Source organism: Actinacidiphila sp. bgisy144 (assembly GCF_057708105.1).
Map to the genome: position 1 here is coordinate 33620 of NZ_JBYIRM010000009.1, position 18605 is coordinate 52224.

An 18605-nucleotide genomic window follows, 5' to 3' on the forward strand; every position below is an offset into this window, starting at 1 on the left:
GTTGTACGGTCAGGGGATTGCACGGCGGACAGCACGGGGGCGGCCGGCGACGGCCCCAAGAAGGCGGCGAGGCGGACACGTGGCAGCACCCATCGAGGACTACGCGATCATCGGCGACCTCCAGACCGCCGCGCTCGTCGGCCGGGACGGCTCGATCGACTGGCTGTGCCTGCCCCGCTTCGACTCCGGTGCCTGCTTCGCCGCCCTGCTCGGCGACCGCGACAACGGCCGCTGGCGGATCGCCCCGGTCAACTCCGGGCACTGTGCCAGCCGCTCCTACCGCGGCGACACCCTGGTGCTCGACACCGTGTGGGAGACGCCCAGCGGCACCGTGCGGGTCACCGACTTCATGCCGCAGCGCGACAAGGCGCCGGACGTGATCCGCGTCGTGGAGGGCATATCCGGCGAGGTCGCCATGCACACCGAGCTGGTGCTGCGCTTCGACTACGGCAACGTGGTGCCCTGGATGCGCCGCGTCGACGGCCACCACGTGGCCACCGCCGGGCCCGACTCCGCGTGGCTGCGCAGCACCCCGAACGTGCCGATGTACGGCAAGGACATGCGCACCCACGCCGACTTCACCGTCAGCGCGGGCGAACGCGTCGGCTTCGTGCTGACCTGGAACGTCTCGCACGCCCGGCATCTGCGCAAGGTCGACCCGTTCGCGGCCCTCGACACCTGCCTGAAGGACTGGGAGTCCTGGTCCGCGCAGTGCCGCTACGAGGGCCCCTGGCGCGACGCGGTCCTGCGCTCCCTGATCACCCTCAAGGCGCTGACCTACGCGCCCAGCGGCGGCATAGCGGCCGCGGCGACCACCTCGCTGCCCGAGGAGATCGGCGGCGTCCGCAACTGGGACTACCGCTACTGCTGGCTGCGCGACGCGGCCCTGACCCTCAACGCCCTCATCGCCGGCGGCTACCTCGACGAGGCCCGCGCCTGGCGCGACTGGCTGCTGCGCGCGGTCGCCGGCGACCCGGCCGACCTCCAGATCATGTACGGCATCGCGGGCGAGCGCCGGCTGCCGGAGTACGAAGTGCCGTGGCTGGCCGGCTACCAGGGCTCGGCCCCGGTCCGGATCGGCAACGCCGCCGCCGGACAGCTCCAACTCGACGTCTACGGCGAGGTGATGGACTCCCTCTTCCTCGCCGGCGAGCAGGGCCTTGCCACCGAGTCGCACGCCTGGAACCTCCAGCGCTCCCTGATGGACTTCCTGGAGTCCAAGTGGCGCGAACCCGACGAGGGCCTGTGGGAGGTCCGCGGCCCGCGCCGGCACTTCGTGCACTCCAAGGTGATGGCCTGGGTCGCGGCCGACCGCGCGGTGCGCACCATGGAGTCCCGCCCCAAGCTGCGCGGCGACGTCGACAAGTGGCGCGCGATGCGCGACCAGGTGCACGCCGAGGTGTGCGCGAAGGGCTATGACGCGGACCGCAACACCTTCACCCAGTCCTACGGCTCCCGCGAACTGGACGCCGCCACGCTGCTGATCCCGCAGGTCGGGTTCCTGCCGCCGGACGACCCGCGGGTGGCCGGCACCGTGGAGGCGGTCCGCGCCGAACTCGACCTCGGCGGCTTCGTCCGCCGCTACAGCCCGGAGGCGGCCGGAGTGGACGGCCTGCCCGGCACCGAAGGCGCCTTCCTGGCCTGCTCGTTCTGGATGGTGGACGCCCTGCACACCACCGGGCGGCCGGACGAGGCGAAGGAGCTGTTCGAGAAGCTGCTGTCGCTGCGCAACGACGTCGGGCTGCTCGCCGAGGAGTGGGACCCGGTCGCGGGCCGCCAACTGGGCAACTTCCCCCAGGCATTCAGCCACATCGGCCTGGTCAACAGCGCGCTGACGCTCACCGGCCGGGCCGGCGACACCGCCTGACCGCGGGCGGGCGCCGTCAGCTGACCCGCCGGGCCCGGTGGCGCACCGCGCGCAGCCGCGCCTCGGCGGGCAGCTCGTCCAGCCCGGCCGAGCCGCGGGCCCGGGTCAGCACCGAGGTGTCCAGGCCCGCCACGACCTCCCGCGGGTTGGCGTCCGGCTCCAGGCCCAGCACCAGCCGCGCCGAGGGCCGCCCGCGCCGGCCCACCAGCCGCGCCCCGGACCACGCCACCCCGTCGTACGCCTCCGACTCCGCGCGCAGCACGTCCTCCACCGCCCGGCCGCGCAGCTGCGCGCCCTGACCGTCGCCGCTGTCCACCCGGATCTGCCGGACCCGGCGGCTGCGCGCCTGGGCGAACAGCCACCACAGACCGATCAGCAGCAGCACCGCCAGCACCGCGATCACCACCGGCCACCACCAGCCGTCGGAGCGGTAGCGGGTCCGGTCGTGGTCGCTCAGCAGCACGTCCTTCGGGCCGCTCCACGGCCACCAGTGCGGCATCGTGAAGTTCCAGTGCCGCTCCAGGTCCAGGCCGCCGACCAGGACCGACAGCCCCACCACCAGCAGCAGCAGGCCGAGCAGCCCGAGCATGACCCGGTTGAGTGTGGTGCGCATGCGCCCTCTCCTCACGCCTTCTTGTCGGCCCGCCGGACGTGTACGCGCATCGCGAGCTCCCTGGCCAGCCCGAGCTGCGCGACCGCCGTGTCCAGCGCGCCGGCCAGGTCGCGCCGTACGTCGTCCAGTTCGCGGAAGTGCGAGGTGGCGCGGGCGGTGACCTTGCGGCGGCCCACCTTCACCCGCGACCAGCGCACCCCGGCGACCTCCATCGCCCGGTCACGCAGCACCAGTTCGGCCGCGTGCCGGTCCAGCCCGGCCCGTACGCCCTGCGGGCCGCGGCGGGCCATCGGCAGCACCTTGCGCTCGCCGGGGGTCGCCGCGAGCAGCAGCAGCCACAGCCCGAGCGCCGCGGCCACCGCGGCGCCGACGATGATCCAGACGTTGTCCAGGTGGCGGGTGGCCAGTTCGTCCGCCAGCGTCTTGCGCCAGGCCATCGCCTTGCGGTCGGTGCGCACCGCGGCGACGTCGTAGAGGAACAGGCCGGTCAACGCGGTGCAGACGGCCGCGGTCAGGGCCGCGGGGACGCGGCGCCCGGACCAGAAGCGCTTGACGCGCACCGCGCCGGGCTCACCGGCGGCCGGGGCGTACTGGAGCGCGCCGGAGCCCGGGCCCGCCTCGTCCGGGTCGAGGGTGGGCAGCCTGACGGTGGGTTCGGGGCGGCCGTCCGCGCGCTCGCCGTACCCGGCGCCCGGGTCGGCGCCGCTGCCGCCGCCGGCGTCCGCCGGACGCCTCGGGTCCGGGCCGTCGTCGCTCACTGCACCCTCCCGTCGTCCTTGCGGCGGGCGGCGGCCGAGTGCAGGCGCTCGACCTCGACCGCCACCTCCGGTACCGCCATCCCGGTCAGTTCCTCGACCCGGCCGGTGACATGGCGCCGTACGCTCCCGCAGACGGCGCCGATGTCGGTGGGGTAGCCGAGTTCGAGGGCCAGCCGCAGCCGGGCGGTGTCCTTGCGCACCGACACCGTGGCATGCGGGCGCGCGTCGCCGGGCACCAACTCGGCACCCGGCGCGTCGCTCAGCGCCTCACCGGCGGCCTGCGCGGCGATCTTCGCGACCACCCGGTCCGCGATCCGCAGCGCCCCGCGCTCCGCGGGCGGCATCCTGGCGGGTTGGGCTCCCGCCATCAGCGCCGCCGGTCGCGGTCGCGGTCACGGTCACGTGTCCGGAAGAACTCGCCCGGTTCGAGGTCGCCGTCCAGGAACTTGCCTGCCACGAACCCGACCACGCCGAGCGCCGCCACCAGCAGGAAGGCCCCGAACCCGCCGAACCATCCGGCGAACCCGAGCGCCATTCCCACCGCCAGGCCGATCACCGCCATACTCATTCCGCGCTCTCCGTCCGCTCAGCCATGACCGCCTCCGCCTGCGTCCGTTCCGGAGCCGGCCCGCTACTGGACCCGCTGCTCGCGCTCGTCGTCATCGTCCTCGTCGGGCAGCTTCACGTCGCCGACCGCGACATTGACCTCGACGACCTCGAGGCCGGTCATCCGCTCCACCGCCGTGATCACGTTCTCCCGCACGGCGCGGGCGACCTCGACGATCGACACGCCGTACTCCACGACGATGTCCAGGTCGAGCGCCGTCTGCACCTCGCCGACCTCGGCCTTGACCCCGCGGGCCACCGACCGGCCGCCGCCGGGCACGCGGTCGCGTACGGCGCCGAACGTGCGGGACAGGCCGGTGCCCATCGCGTGCACGCCCACCACGTCGCGGGCGGCGAGCCCGGCGATCTTCTCGACCACGCCGTCGGCGATCGTCGTACGGCCGCGGGTGGCCGGGTCACCGAGCGCCTTGCGGCCGCCCGACGCGCCCTTGTCCAGCGTCCTTCCCTCGGCCGAGGACGTGCTGTTCGGCTCCGGGCTGCCATGCTGTGCGCTGTCGCTCATCGCGAGTCGTCCCTCCGTCTCGGCTGCTCCGTGCACCACACTAAGTGCGCATGCCCCCGCACGCGTGGGGGATGCGGCGAGTGGGTTGCCACCGGCCTTCCCCCGATCGGGTGGCCGGCCCGTCGAAGCGAGGGGTGGAGGTCATGGACCGGCTGAGCCGAACGGTACGGGAACAGGTCGCGCTGGGGCGGTTGTTGCCGCTCGGCGCGCCCGAGGACGGCGCTTGGATCACCGAGCGGACGGCCGTGGCGGCACTCCGGGCCGTCTGCGCGGCGCTGCCCGGGGTACGGCTCGGCCGGGTGAACATCCTGCCGGTGCCGGACGGCCCGGTCGGCCCCGAGGTGTCCCCGGCCGCCCCGGTGGGCGCGGTGCCGCACCGGCCGCTGCGGATCGAGGCGCGGTTCGAGGCGGCGCTCGGCGAGCCGCTGCCGGTCCTGGCGGAGCGGCTGCGCACCGCGCTGTTCGCTGCCGCGGGCGACAGCGGGCTGGGGCTGCCCGTCCGGGTGGTCGACCTCGCGGTCACCGGGCTGGTCGACGACGCCACCGCCCTGGCCGGTGCCCCCGCGCCCCCCGCGCGGCCCGAACTCGCCGACGACTACGGACCCGCATCCGCGTCCGACGCCCCCGCCCGCCCCGGCACCGCCGCCGCCGTCCAGGCCGCGGTCCTCTCCGTACCGGGCGTCGCCCGGGTGACCCGGCGGCTCGCCGGACACGCCGGTGTCCACGTCCACGACTCCGACGGGGCCCAGGGCTCCGCCCGCTACGTACGGCTCCAACTCTCCGCCGCCCCCTCCTACCGACCCCTCACCGTCGCCCGCGCCGCCTCAACCGCCGCCACCCAAGCCGCCACCCCGGGCGCCCCCGGCCCCGTCTCCACCGCGGTCCTCATCACCGACCTCGCGTAGCGGGGTCGGCCCGCACCCCCCCGGGTGCCCCCGTCCCGCCCGTCCGGGACCTTGCGGCAGGTGGGTGGCTTGTCGCGCCGTTCCCCGCGCCCCTGAGCACGCCCGGGTACCCCGTGGTGCGGCCCCGCCCGGGGGTGCCCCTCTCCGACGGCTCCCGGACCTTGCAGTCGGTGGTGGGCTGGTCGCGCAGTTCCCCGCGCCCCTGGAAACGCTTCGGGTACCCCGTGGTGCGGGCCCGCCCGGGGGTCCCCTGTCCGACAGTTCCCGGACCTTGCGGTGAGTGGATGGCTTGTCGCGCAGTTCCCCGCGCCCCTGGGTAGCTACCTGGTCGTGCCGGAGTGAGCTGACTTGGTGCAGGGGGAGGTCGGCTGTCGGCAGCACCACATCGGCTGGCTCCGGGAGGAGCAGAAGCTTTCCCAGGGGCGCGGGGAACTGCGCGACCAGCCACTTCCCGGCCGCCAGGTCCGGGAACCGCCGGACAGGGCAGATGGTGCGGAGCCCCGCCACGGAAGACCAGAAGCATTTCCAGGGGCGCGGGGAACGGCGCGACAAGCCCACCACCGGCCGCAAGGTCCCGGCACGGGCGGGACGGGGGCACCCGGGGGGTCCGGTCAGTCGGAGACGTCCATTCAGTCGGAGACGTTCATGAGGTCACGAAGCCTGCGGCCTTGGGCCGCACGCTCGGCGGCGCGCTGGGCACCCTCGTCCTCGACCAGCGCGGAGCGCAGCAACCCCTTCGTCTCGATGACGGCGTCGCGGGGCGCCGAGAGTACTGCGGCGACGAGGTCGGAGACGGTGTCGTCGAGTTCAGGGGCGGGCACGACGACGTTGGCGAGGCCGCTGCGGAGGGCCTCGTCCGCGTGGACGAAGCGTCCGGTCACGCAGATCTCGAGGGCGCGGCCGTAACCGACGAGTTCGACCAGCGGCTTGGTGCCGGTGAGGTCGGGCACGAGCCCGAGCGAGGTCTCCCGCATGGCGAACTGGACGTCGTCCGCACAGACCCGCAGGTCGCAGGCGAGGGCGAGCTGGAAGCCGGCCCCGATCGCGTGCCCCTGGACAGCGGCGACCGTGATGAGGTCGGTGCGCCGCCACCAGGTGAACGCCTCCTGGTACCCCTCGATGGCCGCGTCGAGCTGCTGCTCGGTGCCGCGCGCGAGGTCGAGGAAGGACGGTTCGCCCTCGAAGCCCTCAGGGGTGAACGCACGCCGGTCGAGCCCGGCGGAGAAGGACACGCCCTCGCCGCGCAGGACCGCGACCCGTACGCTCCCCGGCAGCAGCCGCCCCGCCTCGGCCAGGGCCCGCCACAGGGCGGGTGACTGGACGTTGCGCTTGGCCGGGTTGCAGAGGGTGATGTGTGCGACGGCACCGTCCAGGGTGAGCCGGACTCCGTCGCGTTCGAGCAGGACGTGGGCATCGGGCATCGGGCACCTCCGAGCGGACCGCGAACATGATTACCGAAGAGTAACCACTCGCTCGGCGCGCCGGTCGTACGGGTGCCCGTACACACCCCGGGGCGGACCGTGAACGCCGTCCGGCGCCCGCTCCGCCCCCGCCCGCGGGAATTCCCCGCGGTGATCAGGCCGCGTCGGCCTTCTTGCCGCGTGTCGCACCGCCGCGGCCGCGCAGGACCACGCCCGACTCGCTGAGCATCCGGTGGACGAACCCGTAGGAACGCCCGGTCTCCTCGGCGAGGGCACGAATGCTCGCACCGGAGTCGTACTTCTTCTTCAGGTCTGCCGCGAGCTTCTCGCGCGCGGCGCCGGTCACCCGGCTGCCCTTCTTCAGAGTCTCGGCCACCCGTGCCTCCTCCAGGGAAGTGCGCTATGGACTCTCATGATCACCCCTAACCCGGTTCCTGGCCACCCATTCGACAAGGTCGATCGCCGTACATTCGGCGACCGAATGTGCCGATAGCCCCCGCAGAACCCGGTGTGCGGGCAATTTCCCGGCCGTAATTCCCGTGCCGAGATCTTCCCCCGGGGAATACCGGCAGGTCAGCCCGGTGGGTAAGGAGTTCACCGACGTCATGGCACTGATCGGCGGGCCGGGCGGGCGGCTGGCCGGGGCAGGGCGGCGGTACGAGGCCGACTCATACAGATGAAGGATCAACGATGGGCCGAATGATCGATTCAGCATGATCATCCGGCCCAACGGCGCAGTAGGGGCCCCGCTCCCCCGCCCTGCGGCACCGCGTCGGAGCGGCGCCGCAGGGCCCCGGGCTCAGGCCAGCGCGACCAGGTCGGCGTACGCCTGGCTCCACAGGTCCTCGACCCCGTCGGGCAGCATGATGATCCGCTCGGGTTCGAGCGCGTGGACCGCGCCCTCGTCGTGGGTGACCAGCACGACCGCGCCGGTGAAGGTGTGCAGCGCGCCGAGGATCTCCTCGCGGCTGGCCGGGTCGAGGTTGTTGGTGGGCTCGTCGAGCAGCAGCACGTTGGCGCTGGAGACGACGAGCGCGGCCAGCGCCAGCCGGGTCTTCTCACCGCCGGACAGCACCCGGGCGGGTTTGTCGACGTCGTCGCCGGAGAAGAGGAAGGAACCGAGGATCTTGCGGATCTCGACCAGGTCGGTGTCGGGCGCGGCGGAGCGCATGTTCTCCAGCACGGTGCGGTCCGGGTCGAGGGTCTCGTGCTCCTGCGCGTAGTAGCCGAGCTTGAGGCCGTGGCCGGGGGTGACGGCGCCGGTGTCGGGCTGCTCCACCCCGGCCAGCAGCCGCAGCAGCGTGGTCTTGCCGGCGCCGTTCAGCCCGAGGATGACCACGCGTGAGCCGCGGTCGATGGCCAGGTCGACGTCGGTGAAGATCTCCAGCGAGCCGTAGGACTTCGAGAGCCCTTCGGCCATCAGGGGGGTCTTGCCGCACGGCGCCGGGTCGGGGAAGCGCAGTTTCGCGACCTTGTCGGCCTGCCGGACCTCTTCCAGCCCGGACAGCAGCTTCTCCGCCCGGCGCGCCATGTTCTGCGCGGCAACGGTCTTGGTGGCCTTCGCGCGCATCTTGTCGGCCTGCGAATTCAGCGCGGCGGCCTTCTTCTCGGCATTCGCGCGCTCGCGGTGGCGCCGCTTCTCGTCGGCTTCCCGCTGCTGCTGGTAGAGCTTCCAGCCCATGTTGTAGACGTCGATACGGGAGCGGTTGGCGTCGAGATAGAAGACCTTGTTGACGACCGTCTCGATCAGGTCGGTGTCGTGGGAGATGACGATGAATCCGCCGCGGTAGGACTTGAGGTAGTCCCGCAGCCAGGTGATGGAGTCGGCGTCGAGGTGGTTGGTGGGCTCGTCGAGCAGCAGCGTGTCGGCGTCGGAGAACAGGATGCGGGCCAGTTCGACCCGGCGCCGCTGCCCGCCGGACAGGGTGCGCAGCGGCTGGCCGAGCACCCGGTCGGGCAGGCCGAGCGCGGCGGCGATGGTGGCGGCCTCGGCCTCGGCGGCGTATCCGCCCTTGGTGAGGAATTCCGTTTCCAGCCGCGAGTATTTCTTCATCGCGTTCTCGCGGGTGGCGCCCTTGCCGTTGGCCATCCGCTCCTCGTTCTCGCGCATTTTGCGCAGCACCACGTCAAGGCCGCGGGCGGACAGCACCCGGTCGCTGGCGATGGTCTCGAGGTCGCCGGCGCGCGGGTCCTGCGGGAGGTAGCCGACCTCGCCGGAGTTGGTGACGCTTCCGGCGGCGGGCTGGCCCTCGCCGGCCAGCACCTTGGTGAGGGTGGTCTTGCCGGCGCCGTTCCGGCCGACCAGGCCGATCCGGTCGCCCTTGGCGACGCGGAAGGAGGCGGATTCGATGAGGATGCGGGCGCCGGCGCGCAACTCGATGCCGGTGGCAGTGATCACGGGTGAAGCTCCAGGGCGATGGGCGCCGCGCCAGGCGGCAGCGGAGGACGAGAGGTCCGGGGGCGCGGCGGCGCGAAGGCGTCGGAAGCCGGCCCGCGGACTGCGGTCGGGGCGGGCGCCGTGACCGGTGGGTCGGCGCCGCGGCTGGTCGACTCGGCTAATCGAGGAGCAGAACTGCCATAGGTGCATTCTACGACCGACCCGCAACCGCTTTTCCCGGCTCCGCCGCCACGGCTGCGCGCACCCGCGGGGCACATCGCCCATACTCGGACATGTGCCAGTGACGGGCACTGGCCGCCCTCGGGAAGGGAGACCACCCATGACCCGCCGGCTCAGCGTCTGCCCCGCCCTGCGGTACCAGGACGCGAAGGGCGCCATCGCGCTGCTGAAGGACACGTTCGGCTTCACCGAGGTCGCCGTGTACGAGAACGACGACGGCACCGTCGCCCACGCCGAACTCGCCCACGGCAACGGCATCGTGATGCTCGGCACCGCCACGGACGAAGGCGCGTACGGGCAGGCCGCCCAACACCTGGGGCCCACCTCGGTCTACGTGGCGGTCGACGACGTCGACGCGCACTACGCCCGTACGGCGGCCGCCGGCGCGAAGATCGTGGCGCCGCTCACCGACAAGGACTACGGTTCGCGCGACTACGTGGTCCGGGACGCGGAGGGGAACCTGTGGTGCTTCGGCACCTACGCGCCCGAACTCCCGTCGTCGTAGGGCCTGTTCACGCCTCGCCGGTGTGCACCTGGAACGCCGCCTTGCGCATCGCCTTCGCCAGCGCGGGGTCGGGGTGCGCGGCGGCGAGGGCGACCAGGACCTGCACGGTGCGGGGGTGGCCGGCCCGCCGCACCTCCTGGAGCAGCCCGGGCACCGAGCCCTGGACGGCCGTCTCCAGGTGGCTGACGAGCAGGTGCTCGTCGCCGTGGTCGGCGACCGCGGCAGCGGTGTCCACCCACAGCCAGGTGGCCTCCTCGCGGCTCAGCAGCCCGGTCGCGGTGTCCGGGTCGCCGCCGTCCAACTCCGCCAGCCACAGCACCGCGTAGGGGCGCAGCGTCGGTTCGTTGACGACCGCGCGCACCGCCGCCTCCGCCGGGTCGCCGACCACGCGCAGCGCCTCGAAAGCCAGCCCGCGCAGCAGCGCGTCCTCGCCGCGGGCGGTCTCCAGCAGCTCGGCGACGGCCGGCGCGACCGGGCGGGCGGCCAGCCACGCGCGGTACTCGGCGCGGGCCGGTCCCGGGGACAGGCGGGCGCAGGCGCGCAGCATCGTCTCGGCGGACTGCTCCATGTTCCCCGCCGGGCCCTGGGCGGCCACGCAGATCTGCTCCAGCTTGACCCACACCGCCCAGCTGCCCAGCGCGGTCAGCGCGGCCTCGTCCGGGCGCTTCGGGTCGCGCGGGCGCAGCGCGCCCACGTCGGTGGCGGCTTCCAGCACCCAGTCCAGCAGGGCGGGCAGCGGGTCGCCCGCGGCGGGCGGTTCGTGCCGCTCGGTGCGCAGTTCGGCGACGCGCTGCCGCAGCAGGTCCAGCAGCGTGTCCAGCGGCACCGGGCCCTGCGAGAGGTGCAGGAAGGACAGCAACTGCGGTGCGGCCTCGATGACTTCGGCGACCAGGGCGGGGTCGGCGCCCAGCGCGGCGCCGGTGTCGGCACCGTCGGCACCATCGGCACCGGCGACACCGTCGTCAGTGTCTCCCCGCTTGTCGGGCGCGAGGAACGGGTGGGCGAGGGACCAGGCGTCGAACAGGGCCACCCAGCCGCGCAGCACCGCGGTGTCGTCGGTGTCCCAGGCGCGCAGCCGCCAGCCGGGGCGGGCGGTGCCGCGGTGCAGCTCGATCAGGCCGGACAGCCGGGCCCGGTCCCAGGCGGTGCGGACCTGGCCGGGGGTCAGCCCGAGGTCGGCCGCGGCCTGGGCGACGGTGCCGTCCGGCAGTATCCCGGTCGGCCCCGCGGTGCCGGGGCCGGTGCCGGCCCACCGCGCGAGCCGTACCGCGGCGGCGAGTTCGGCCCTGGCGACGTGGGCGAGTTCGGGGATCGAGGGGGTGCCCTCGGGGGGGCGCGCCGGTCGCGACCTGCGCGTCGTGGCGGTCCTGCGGGCCGCGGTGAGCGGCCGGCGGGGGACGAGGCGGAGCGGAGTGTCTCGCGGGATACGGGACGTCACCTGATCAGTCTCGCCGCTCAGCACCCAGAATCCCAAACCCGACTGTGAACGCGCTCACATGAGCGGGGTCAGAAAGCGGCGCAGCGTCTCCTCGTACGCGGCCGGGTCGGCGTTCCACATCGCGGTGTGGGCGGCGCCGGGCACCGTGTGCAGGGATGCCTTGCCGGGGTAGCGGGCGGCGAGCGCGCGCGAGGCGGACCAGGGGGCGAAGGTGTCGTCGGGGCCGTGCACGATCAGCGTCGGTACGTCCAGGCCGACCGGCCCGCCCGCTTCCGTTTCTGCGGTTTCCTCCGCGGAGCGGGGGCCCTGCGCGCCGGTACGGCCCTGCGCGGCGCGGACGGCGAGCGGCGTGACGGCGGCGGGCAGGCCGCGGGCGCGGACCGCCGCGGTGACCGTGGCGCGCCAGTCCAGCACCGGCGAGTCCAGGACGAGGCCGGCGACCTTGTCGGCCGACGGGGAGCGGCGCAGGGCCCGCAGCGCCATCGTCGCGCCGGTGGACCAGCCGTACAGCACCAGGGCCGTCGCGCCGTGCGCCACCGCGTGGCGCATCGCCGCGTCCAGGTCGCGCCACTCGGTGGCGCCGAGGTGGCCGATACGGTCCGGGGAGGCGGGGGCGCCCGCGTCGTTGCGGTACGTCGGGACCAGGACCGGCAGCCGGAAGCGGTGCAGGGCGGGCAGGACCGCGAGGGCCTGCTCACGGGTGGCGCCCACGCCGTGCACCGCGATCACCCAGATCGAGCGGGCGCCGGGTACGTACCAGGCGGGCATCGGGCCCAGTTCGCCCTCGACCTCCACGTCGTGGAACTCCAGGCCGCACGCGGACCGCGGGTCGCCCGCGTACGCCTGCGGGGTCAGCCGGACGAACGCGCCCGCGTCCACGGTGCCCTTCCCCGTGCCGAGCAGTTCCCTGGTCACGGAGCGGCCGTCGGACCTGAGCACCCGGCCCACCGTCGCGTGCACGCCCGGGCCGCTCAGGCCGTACACCCCCGGGCGGCCCGACTCCGTGGTGCGGGTCAGCACGACCTCGTGCGGCGTCACGCTGTGCACCGTCACCGCCCCGCCCGGTGGCGGGCCCGCCACCCCCGGGTTCAGGGCGAACCTCGATCCGTACCGGCCCGCCGCCAATGCGGCCGCGCCGGCACTCACCACTGTCGTGGCCGCCACGGCCACCGCGTGTCGAAAGCGCATCACCCTCACTCTGCTACCCCCTCCGGGCGGGCGCCACCGCACCCGACGTGTGCCCCCTCCCACGGGGGTGCCGGGACCTTCCGGCCCGTGGGTAGCTTGTCGCGCAGTTCCCCGCGCCCCTGGAAATGCTTCTGGTCTTCCGTGGCGGGGCTCCGCACCGTCTGCTCTGTCCGGAGGTTCCCGGACCTTGCGGCCGGGAAGTGGCTGGTCGCGCAGTTCCCCGCGCCCCTGGAAATGCTTCTGGTCCTTCCGGAGCAAGCCGACGTCCCTCCTGCACCGGGTCAGGTCACTCCGGTAGGACCAGGTAGCTACCCAGGGGCGCGGGGAACTGCGCGACAAGCCACCCACTCACCGCAAGGTCCGGGAGCCGTCGGACAGGGGCACCCCCGGGCGGGCCCGCACCACGGGGTACCCGGGCGTGCTCAGGGGCGCGGGGAACGGCGCGACAAGCCACCCACGGGCCGGAAGGTCCCGGCACGGGGGGACGGGGGCACCCGGGGGGTCAGGGTTGGCCGTAACCACGGAACTTGGTTCCCGCGGCTTCGAGTTCCGTGGGGGTGAGGGTCGTGGGAGTGGAGCCCGTGGAGGTCGCGGTGAGCCAGACGCGGCACATCCATTCGAGCTGGGCGCCGCGGTCGTAGGCGCGGTCGAGGGTGTCGCCGAGACTGATCATCCCGTGGTTGCGCATGAGGCAGGCGGTGCGGTCGCCGCGGAGGGCGTGGAGGACGGCGTCGGCGAGTTCGGGGGTGCCGTAGAGGGCGTAGTCGGCGACGCGGACGGGTCCGCCGAGCTCCGCGGCCATGTAGTGGATGGCGGGCAGCTCGGCGACGAGCGTGGAGACGGCGGTGGCGTGCGGTGCGTGGGTGTGGACGACCGCCCGCGCGGGGGTGCCGCGGTAGACGGCGAGGTGGAGCGGGAGTTCGCTGGTCGGTCTGAGCTCGCCGCGCACCTGCCGCCCGCTGGCGAGGTCGACGCCGACGAGGTCGCCGGGCCCGAGCCGGTGGTAGGGCACGCCGGTGGGGGTGACCAGGACGAGGTCGTCGCCGACGAGGGCGGAGACGTTGCCGGAGGTGCCGACCACGAGGCCGTCCGCGACGGTGCGGCGGGCCGCGTCGACCACGTCGGACCAGGTCTGCTGTGCTGCGTCGTGCACGGGAACCCCTTGCTGCCGTTGGTGCCGCTGATACCGGTTCGAGGGTGCCACGGGCGGACCGACCACCAAAGAGCACGGATTACAGCTCGCTTCACCGGTCCGCGGGATCACGCAGGAGTGCGCCAGGGCGTCGCGCCGACCGCTCCCGACCGCTCCGCACCCCTTCCCGATCCCCCCGCGTTCACCGATGATTCATGTCAGCACCCCGAGTCTGCCGCGAGTTCACCTTCCGTTCATCAATGCTCCGTACGTTCACCTCGCCACTGCCCGACCGAACGATTGCTGGGCCCATGGAACACATCACGCTCCTGATCGGACTCGTGATCGCCACCGCTCTCGTCTTCGACTTCACCAACGGCTTCCACGACACCGCCAACGCCATGGCGACCACCATCTCGACGGGGGCCCTCGGACCCCGCGTCGCGGTGGGCATGTCAGCCGTACTCAACCTGGTCGGCGCCTTCCTGTCGGTGGAGGTCGCCAAGACGATCTCCGGCGGGATCATCGACGAGTCGGCCGGCATCAGACCCGCGATGATCTTCGCTGCACTGGTCGGCGCGATCGTGTGGAACCTGGTGACCTGGCTGGCCGGGCTCCCCTCCAGCTCCTCGCACGCGCTCTTCGGCGGACTGATCGGCGCCACCCTCGTCTCGGTCGGCGCGCACGGCGTGCACGGGGACGCGGTCGTCATGAAAGTGATCATTCCGGCAGTGGCCGCGCCCGTGGTGGCCGGCCTCGCCTCGATGCTCGCCACCCGGCTCACCTACCGGCTCGGCCGCGCCGCCGATCCGGCGGCCACCTCGCGCGGCTACCGGGTCGGGCAGATCGCCTCCGCCGGGCTGGTGTCCCTCGCGCACGGCACCAATGACGCGCAGAAGACGATGGGCGTCATCACCCTCACGCTCATCGCCGGCGGTTCGCTCGCGCCCGGGTCCGACCCGCCGCTGTGGGTCATCTGCGCGGCCGGCACCGCGATCGCGCTGGGCACGTACATCGGCGGCTGGCGGATCATCAGGACCGTCGGCCGCGGCATCACCGACATCCAGCCGCAGCAGGGGTTCGCGGCGCAGACCGGCGCCGCGGCGACGATCCTGGCGTCCTCGCACCTGGGGTTCGCGCTGTCGACGACGCAGGTCTGCTCCGGGTCGGTACTCGGGGCCGGGCTCGGGCGGCGCGGGGCGGTGGTCCACTGGGGCACCGCCGGGCGCATGGTCGCCGCGTGGGCGCTCACCCTTCCCGCGGCCGGGCTGGTCGCCGGCGCCGCGGCCTACCTCGCCGACCGCGGGACCTGGGGGGTCACCACGGTCGGCGTGATCGGCCTCGCGGTGTGCGCGGTGGTCCGTACGGCGGCCCGCCGCAAGCCGGTCACGCACGCGAACGTCAACGACGCCGCGGCCGCCGAGGCCCCCGTCCCGGCCACGATCCCGGTCCCGGCCGCACCGGCCGTCCACCTCACCCCCGCGGTCCACGTCGTCCCGGTCACCGTGGTCGACAGCGCGTCCGAGCCCGCGGCCGAGCCGCAACCCGCCCCCGGGCCCGCCGTTCCGGCGGCCTCCCCCGTCCCGCCTCCCGCCTCCGCTCCCACCACGGTCTGAAAGGGCACGCCATGAGCATCGACTGGCACGCGCTCGGCACGGTCCTCGCGGTCACACTGCTGTCCACCGTCGGCCTCGTCGGGGTCTTCACGCTCGGCATCGTCGGGCTCTCCCGCCCCTCGTCCGCCCAGGGCACCGCGCTCCTGACGCGCACCGGCGCCTACCTGTGCTTCGCCGCCTGCGCCGCCGCCGTCGCCTACGGCATCCACCTCATAGCCAGCTGAGCGCACCCTCCCTCCGCCGTCACCCGGCCCGCCGCCGGGACCCGCCACCTGGGTCCCGGCGGCGGGCTGTTCGCATGCCGGCGCCCGCGGGCCCCTCTCCTGTTTTCGCCGATAACACTCTGACCGAATCATCGATCCCCATCTGTGTTATCGTTGATCTCGTCAGATCGTATCGACGAAAACAAGGAGGACGCCATGTCCACCAGCGCCACCCCTGTCCGCGTCGCCCTGGTCACCGGTGGGTCCGGTGGCATCGGCCGGGCCGTCGTCCGGCGGCTCGCCCGCGACGGGTACGCCCTGGGCATCCACTACGCCGGCAACAAGGCCGCCGCCGAGGCGCTCGCCGCGGAGATCACGGGCGCCGGGGGCCGGGCCGTCACCGTCGGCGGCGACGTCGCCGACGAGCACGCCATGGCCGCCGCCTTCGATACCGTGGAGGCCGCCTTCGGCGGTCTGGACGCCGTCGTGCACACCGCCGGCGTGATGCGGCTGAAGCCGATCGTCGACCTGGACCTCGCGGAGCTGGACGCGGTGCACCGCACCAACATCCGCGGCAGCTTCGTGGTCGACCAGCAGGCCGCCCGCCGGCTGCGCGCGGGCGGGGCCATCGTGAACCTCTCGACCTCCGTCGTGGGGCTCCAGTTCCCCGGCTACGGGGCCTACACCGCCAGCAAGGGCGCCGTCGAGGCGCTGACCCTGATCCTCGCCTGCGAGCTGCGCGGCCGGGACATCACCGTCAACGCGATCGCCCCCGGGCCCACCGCCACACCGCTGTTCATGGCCGGCAAGGACCAGGAGACCGTCGACCGCCTCGCGGCCCAGCCCCCGCTGGAGCGCCTGGGCACCCCCGAGGACATCGCCGAGGTGGCCGCCTTCCTGGCCGGCCCCGCCGGCCACTGGGTCAACGGCCAGACCGTCCGCGCCAACGGCGGAATCATCTAGGAGGCAGGAACAGCCATGACACCAGCCACGACACACCGCACCGGTCCGAAGGTCATCGTCGTCACCGGCGCCTCCAGCGGCATCGGCAACCTCGCCGCCCGCTTCCTGGCCGGGGCCGGGCACACCGTCTACGCGGGCATGCGCGCCACCGCCGACCGCAACGCCCCCCGCGTGGCCGAACTCGCCGCGTACGCAGAGGCGGAGGGCGTGGACGTGCGCGGCATCGAGATGGACGTGCAGGACCAGGCGTCAGTCGACGCGGCGATCGAGCAGGTCACCGCCGAGCAGGGCCGGCTGGACGTGGTCGTCCACAACGCCGGCCACATGGCGCTGGGCCCGGCCGAGGCGTTCACCCCCGAACAGCTCGCCGCGCTCTACGACGCCAACGTCCTGTCCACCCAGCGCGTCAACCGCGCCGCGCTGCCGCACCTGCGCCGCCAGGGCGAGGGGCTGCTGGTGTGGGTGGGGTCGTCCTCCACCCGCGGCGGCCACCCGCCGTTCCTCGCCCCGTACTTCGCGGCGAAGGCGGGCATGGACGCACTGGCCGAGAGCTACGCCGCCGAGCTGGTCCGGTTCGGCATCGACACCGTCATCGTGGTGCCGGGCGCCTACCCGTCGGGCACCAACCACTTCGCCCACGCGGCCCGGCCGGCCGACACCGTACGGGACACCGCGTACGACGAGGCGTACGGCGCGGTGCGCGACTCCATGGCGCAGGCGCTCACCGACCTCTTCCCCGCGGGGCGGACCGTGGACGAGGTCGCGGACGAGATCGTCCGGGTGGTCGGACTGCCGCAGGGCGAGCGGCCGTTCCGCACCCACATCGATCCCAGCCGCGACGGCAGCGAGGTCGTGTCCGCGGTCAGCGACCGCATCCGCGCGGAGTTCTACCACCGCATCGGCATCCAGGAGCTGCTTCCCGAGCACGCCTCCCTCTGAGCCGGCCGCGCGCCCACCTGCCGGCGCGGGGCCGCAAAGCCGCAGGCAGGCCCGGTTGACGGGGTTTCTCCGGGCGTGGTGAACTGCCGGGAGCAATGCGGCGGCAGGAGAGGAAGTCGGTGCGAATCCGACGCGGTCCCGCCACTGTCACCGGGGAGTGCACTCCCGAAGCTGGAGGCCACGGCCGGCGCACGCCGGCGGGAAGGCCCGGGAGTGCGTTGATCCGGGAGCCAGGAGACTCTCACCGCCGGTCACGTCGAGCCAGGGCGCGGACCCTGAGTGAGGACTTCGCCATGCCCTGCACGCAGGCGGCACCCGCCCTGGCGGCCGCCGGTACCCGGATATCCGCGGCATGAGCGGCCGCCACCGTGCCTACGCGTACGGCGCCGCACTCGGCTTCCTCGGCGACCTCCTGATCGGCGACCCGCGCCGCGGCCACCCGGTGGCCGGGTTCGGGCGGGCCGCCGGCGCCCTGGAGCAGCGGATGTGGCGCGACGACCGGGGCGCCGGCAGCGCGTACGCGGCGCTGTGCGTGGGCGGCGCGGTGGCCGCGGCCGCCGTCGCCGAGCGGGCGGCCCGGCGCCGCCCGCTGCTGGGCGCGGCGCTGGCCGCGGCGGCCACCTGGTCGGTGCTGGGCGGCACTTCGCTCGCCCGGGAGGCCCGCACGATCGGCGCGGCGCTTCAGGCCGGCGACCTGGCCGCCGCCCGGGACCGGCTGCCGCACCTGTGCGGGCGGGACCCGGCCGCGCTGGACGCCGACGCGCTGGCGCGGGCGGTGGTGGAGTCGGTCGCGGAGAACACCTCGGACGCGGTGGTCGGCGCCCTGGTGTGGGGCGGGCTCGCGGGGGTGCCCGGGCTGGTCGGCTTCCGTGCCGCCAACACGCTGGACGCGATGGTCGGCCACCGCTCCCCGCGGCACCTGCGCTTCGGGTGGGCGGCCGCCCGGCTGGACGACGCGGCCGGCTACCCCGGCGCGCGGCTGACCGCCCTGCTCGCCGCGCTGGCCGGGCCGTATCCGGGCAGCGCGCTGGCCACCGCGCGCCGGGACGGGCCGCGGCACCCCTCGCCCAACGCCGGGCCGGTCGAGGCCGCGTTCGCGGGGGCGCTGCGGGTGCGACTGGGCGGCACCCTGGCGTACGGGGGGCGGGTCGAGCACCGGCCGGTGCTGGGCGCGGGGTTCCGGCCGCCGCGGCCGGCCGACATCGGGCGCGCGGTGCGGCTGTCCCGCCGGGTCGGCGCGCTCGCGCTGGGCGCGTCGGTGCTGCTGTCGGCGGCCCGCGGCCGGACCGGCACGAGGGGTGCGCGGTGAAG

19 protein-coding genes and 1 riboswitch are annotated in these 18605 nt (G+C 74.2%); of the genes, 8 read left to right on the forward strand and 11 right to left on the reverse strand.

What is annotated here, in order from left to right; all coding sequences use genetic code 11:
• Positions 1-79 precede the first annotated feature (79 nt).
• Positions 80-1867 (forward strand): glycoside hydrolase family 15 protein, encoded by a 1788-nt coding sequence (locus tag AC3EVP_RS13060; RefSeq protein WP_435129505.1) that lies wholly within the window; start codon positions 80-82, stop codon positions 1865-1867.
• Positions 1868-1883: 16 nt separating this feature from the next.
• Here the strand turns inward: AC3EVP_RS13060 and amaP are convergent, their stop codons facing one another.
• From amaP to AC3EVP_RS13085, 5 genes are all read right to left on the reverse strand, one after another.
• The gene (gene amaP, locus AC3EVP_RS13065; RefSeq protein WP_435129508.1) at positions 1884-2480 is read right to left on the reverse strand and encodes an alkaline shock response membrane anchor protein AmaP; all 597 of its coding nucleotides are present in this window, start codon (positions 2478-2480) and stop codon (positions 1884-1886) included.
• A gap of 11 nt (positions 2481-2491) precedes the next feature.
• On the reverse strand, positions 2492-3121 hold the full coding sequence (locus AC3EVP_RS13070) for a DUF6286 domain-containing protein (RefSeq protein WP_435129796.1): 630 nt from the start codon (positions 3119-3121) through the stop codon (positions 2492-2494).
• A 113-nt stretch (positions 3122-3234) separates the two neighbouring features.
• The gene (locus tag AC3EVP_RS13075) at positions 3235-3582 is read right to left on the reverse strand and encodes an Asp23/Gls24 family envelope stress response protein (protein WP_335973215.1); all 348 of its coding nucleotides are present in this window, start codon (positions 3580-3582) and stop codon (positions 3235-3237) included.
• A 23-nt stretch (positions 3583-3605) separates the two neighbouring features.
• Positions 3606-3806 (reverse strand): hypothetical protein, encoded by a 201-nt coding sequence (locus AC3EVP_RS13080; RefSeq protein WP_335973218.1) that lies wholly within the window; start codon positions 3804-3806, stop codon positions 3606-3608.
• A gap of 63 nt (positions 3807-3869) precedes the next feature.
• Positions 3870-4367: an Asp23/Gls24 family envelope stress response protein gene (locus tag AC3EVP_RS13085; RefSeq protein WP_335973222.1), complete on the reverse strand. Its 498-nt coding sequence runs from the start codon at positions 4365-4367 to the stop codon at positions 3870-3872.
• Between the two features lie 143 nt (positions 4368-4510).
• On the opposite strand from AC3EVP_RS13085, the gene AC3EVP_RS13090 reads away from it, so the two are divergent.
• Entirely contained in the window at positions 4511-5272 is a 762-nt protein-coding gene (locus tag AC3EVP_RS13090) for a hypothetical protein (protein WP_435129512.1), read from the forward strand.
• A 629-nt stretch (positions 5273-5901) separates the two neighbouring features.
• On the opposite strand, the gene AC3EVP_RS13095 is transcribed toward AC3EVP_RS13090, so the two are convergent.
• The 3 genes from AC3EVP_RS13095 to AC3EVP_RS13105 all read right to left on the reverse strand — a co-directional run bounded on the left by AC3EVP_RS13095 (position 5902) and on the right by AC3EVP_RS13105 (position 9091).
• Positions 5902-6693: an enoyl-CoA hydratase/isomerase family protein gene (locus AC3EVP_RS13095; RefSeq protein WP_435129515.1), complete on the reverse strand. Its 792-nt coding sequence runs from the start codon at positions 6691-6693 to the stop codon at positions 5902-5904.
• Positions 6694-6847: 154 nt separating this feature from the next.
• On the reverse strand, positions 6848-7069 hold the full coding sequence (locus AC3EVP_RS13100) for a helix-turn-helix domain-containing protein (RefSeq protein WP_335973233.1): 222 nt from the start codon (positions 7067-7069) through the stop codon (positions 6848-6850).
• Positions 7070-7492: 423 nt separating this feature from the next.
• A complete protein-coding gene (locus AC3EVP_RS13105; RefSeq protein ID WP_335973237.1) occupies positions 7493-9091 on the reverse strand; it encodes an ABC-F family ATP-binding cassette domain-containing protein in 1599 nt (532 codons plus the stop codon).
• Between the two features lie 319 nt (positions 9092-9410).
• Between AC3EVP_RS13105 and AC3EVP_RS13110 the strand changes: the two genes are divergently transcribed.
• On the forward strand, positions 9411-9815 hold the full coding sequence (locus AC3EVP_RS13110) for a VOC family protein (RefSeq protein WP_435129520.1): 405 nt from the start codon (positions 9411-9413) through the stop codon (positions 9813-9815).
• 7 nt (positions 9816-9822) lie between these two features.
• Here the strand turns inward: AC3EVP_RS13110 and AC3EVP_RS13115 are convergent, their stop codons facing one another.
• The 3 genes from AC3EVP_RS13115 to AC3EVP_RS13125 all read right to left on the reverse strand — a co-directional run bounded on the left by AC3EVP_RS13115 (position 9823) and on the right by AC3EVP_RS13125 (position 13594).
• The gene (locus tag AC3EVP_RS13115) at positions 9823-11253 is read right to left on the reverse strand and encodes a hypothetical protein (protein ID WP_435129523.1); all 1431 of its coding nucleotides are present in this window, start codon (positions 11251-11253) and stop codon (positions 9823-9825) included.
• 54 nt (positions 11254-11307) lie between these two features.
• Positions 11308-12441 carry an alpha/beta hydrolase gene (locus AC3EVP_RS13120; protein WP_435129526.1) on the reverse strand — a complete coding sequence of 378 codons (1134 nt, stop codon included), beginning with the start codon at positions 12439-12441 and terminating at the stop codon, positions 11308-11310.
• Positions 12442-12943: 502 nt separating this feature from the next.
• The gene (locus AC3EVP_RS13125; RefSeq protein ID WP_435129529.1) at positions 12944-13594 is read right to left on the reverse strand and encodes a class II aldolase/adducin family protein; all 651 of its coding nucleotides are present in this window, start codon (positions 13592-13594) and stop codon (positions 12944-12946) included.
• A 290-nt stretch (positions 13595-13884) separates the two neighbouring features.
• On the opposite strand from AC3EVP_RS13125, the gene AC3EVP_RS13130 reads away from it, so the two are divergent.
• From AC3EVP_RS13130 to AC3EVP_RS13150, 5 genes are all read left to right on the forward strand, one after another.
• Positions 13885-15189 carry an inorganic phosphate transporter gene (locus AC3EVP_RS13130; protein WP_435129532.1) on the forward strand — a complete coding sequence of 435 codons (1305 nt, stop codon included), beginning with the start codon at positions 13885-13887 and terminating at the stop codon, positions 15187-15189.
• A gap of 11 nt (positions 15190-15200) precedes the next feature.
• Positions 15201-15413, forward strand: a complete 213-nt coding sequence (locus AC3EVP_RS13135) for a hypothetical protein (protein WP_435129535.1) — start codon at positions 15201-15203, stop codon at positions 15411-15413.
• A 195-nt stretch (positions 15414-15608) separates the two neighbouring features.
• On the forward strand, positions 15609-16355 hold the full coding sequence (locus AC3EVP_RS13140; RefSeq protein WP_435129538.1) for an SDR family oxidoreductase: 747 nt from the start codon (positions 15609-15611) through the stop codon (positions 16353-16355).
• Positions 16356-16370: 15 nt separating this feature from the next.
• Entirely contained in the window at positions 16371-17294 is a 924-nt protein-coding gene (locus AC3EVP_RS13145; RefSeq protein ID WP_335973270.1) for an SDR family oxidoreductase, read from the forward strand.
• Positions 17295-17403: 109 nt separating this feature from the next.
• Positions 17404-17535: riboswitch (cobalamin riboswitch) on the forward strand.
• A 111-nt stretch (positions 17536-17646) separates the two neighbouring features.
• The gene (locus AC3EVP_RS13150) at positions 17647-18603 is read left to right on the forward strand and encodes a cobalamin biosynthesis protein (protein ID WP_435129542.1); all 957 of its coding nucleotides are present in this window, start codon (positions 17647-17649) and stop codon (positions 18601-18603) included.
• Positions 18604-18605: the final 2 nt, after the last annotated feature.

What these genes read in the sequence shown, in the direction of transcription:
- AC3EVP_RS13145 (WP_335973270.1), top strand. Translation starts at nt 16,371, where the DNA reads ATGACACCAGCCACGACACACCGCACCGGTCCGAAGGTCATCGTCGTC.
- AC3EVP_RS13080 (WP_335973218.1), bottom strand. Translation starts at nt 3,806, where the DNA reads ATGAGTATGGCGGTGATCGGCCTGGCGGTGGGAATGGCGCTCGGGTTC.
- AC3EVP_RS13130 (WP_435129532.1), top strand. Translation starts at nt 13,885, where the DNA reads ATGGAACACATCACGCTCCTGATCGGACTCGTGATCGCCACCGCTCTC.
- AC3EVP_RS13120 (WP_435129526.1), bottom strand. Translation starts at nt 12,441, where the DNA reads ATGCGCTTTCGACACGCGGTGGCCGTGGCGGCCACGACAGTGGTGAGT.
- AC3EVP_RS13140 (WP_435129538.1), top strand. Translation starts at nt 15,609, where the DNA reads ATGTCCACCAGCGCCACCCCTGTCCGCGTCGCCCTGGTCACCGGTGGG.
- AC3EVP_RS13110 (WP_435129520.1), top strand. Translation starts at nt 9,411, where the DNA reads ATGACCCGCCGGCTCAGCGTCTGCCCCGCCCTGCGGTACCAGGACGCG.
- amaP (WP_435129508.1), bottom strand. Translation starts at nt 2,480, where the DNA reads ATGCGCACCACACTCAACCGGGTCATGCTCGGGCTGCTCGGCCTGCTG.
- AC3EVP_RS13135 (WP_435129535.1), top strand. Translation starts at nt 15,201, where the DNA reads ATGAGCATCGACTGGCACGCGCTCGGCACGGTCCTCGCGGTCACACTG.
- AC3EVP_RS13090 (WP_435129512.1), top strand. Translation starts at nt 4,511, where the DNA reads ATGGACCGGCTGAGCCGAACGGTACGGGAACAGGTCGCGCTGGGGCGG.
- AC3EVP_RS13095 (WP_435129515.1), bottom strand. Translation starts at nt 6,693, where the DNA reads ATGCCCGATGCCCACGTCCTGCTCGAACGCGACGGAGTCCGGCTCACC.
- AC3EVP_RS13075 (WP_335973215.1), bottom strand. Translation starts at nt 3,582, where the DNA reads ATGCCGCCCGCGGAGCGCGGGGCGCTGCGGATCGCGGACCGGGTGGTC.
- AC3EVP_RS13085 (WP_335973222.1), bottom strand. Translation starts at nt 4,367, where the DNA reads ATGAGCGACAGCGCACAGCATGGCAGCCCGGAGCCGAACAGCACGTCC.
- AC3EVP_RS13150 (WP_435129542.1), top strand. Translation starts at nt 17,647, where the DNA reads ATGAGCGGCCGCCACCGTGCCTACGCGTACGGCGCCGCACTCGGCTTC.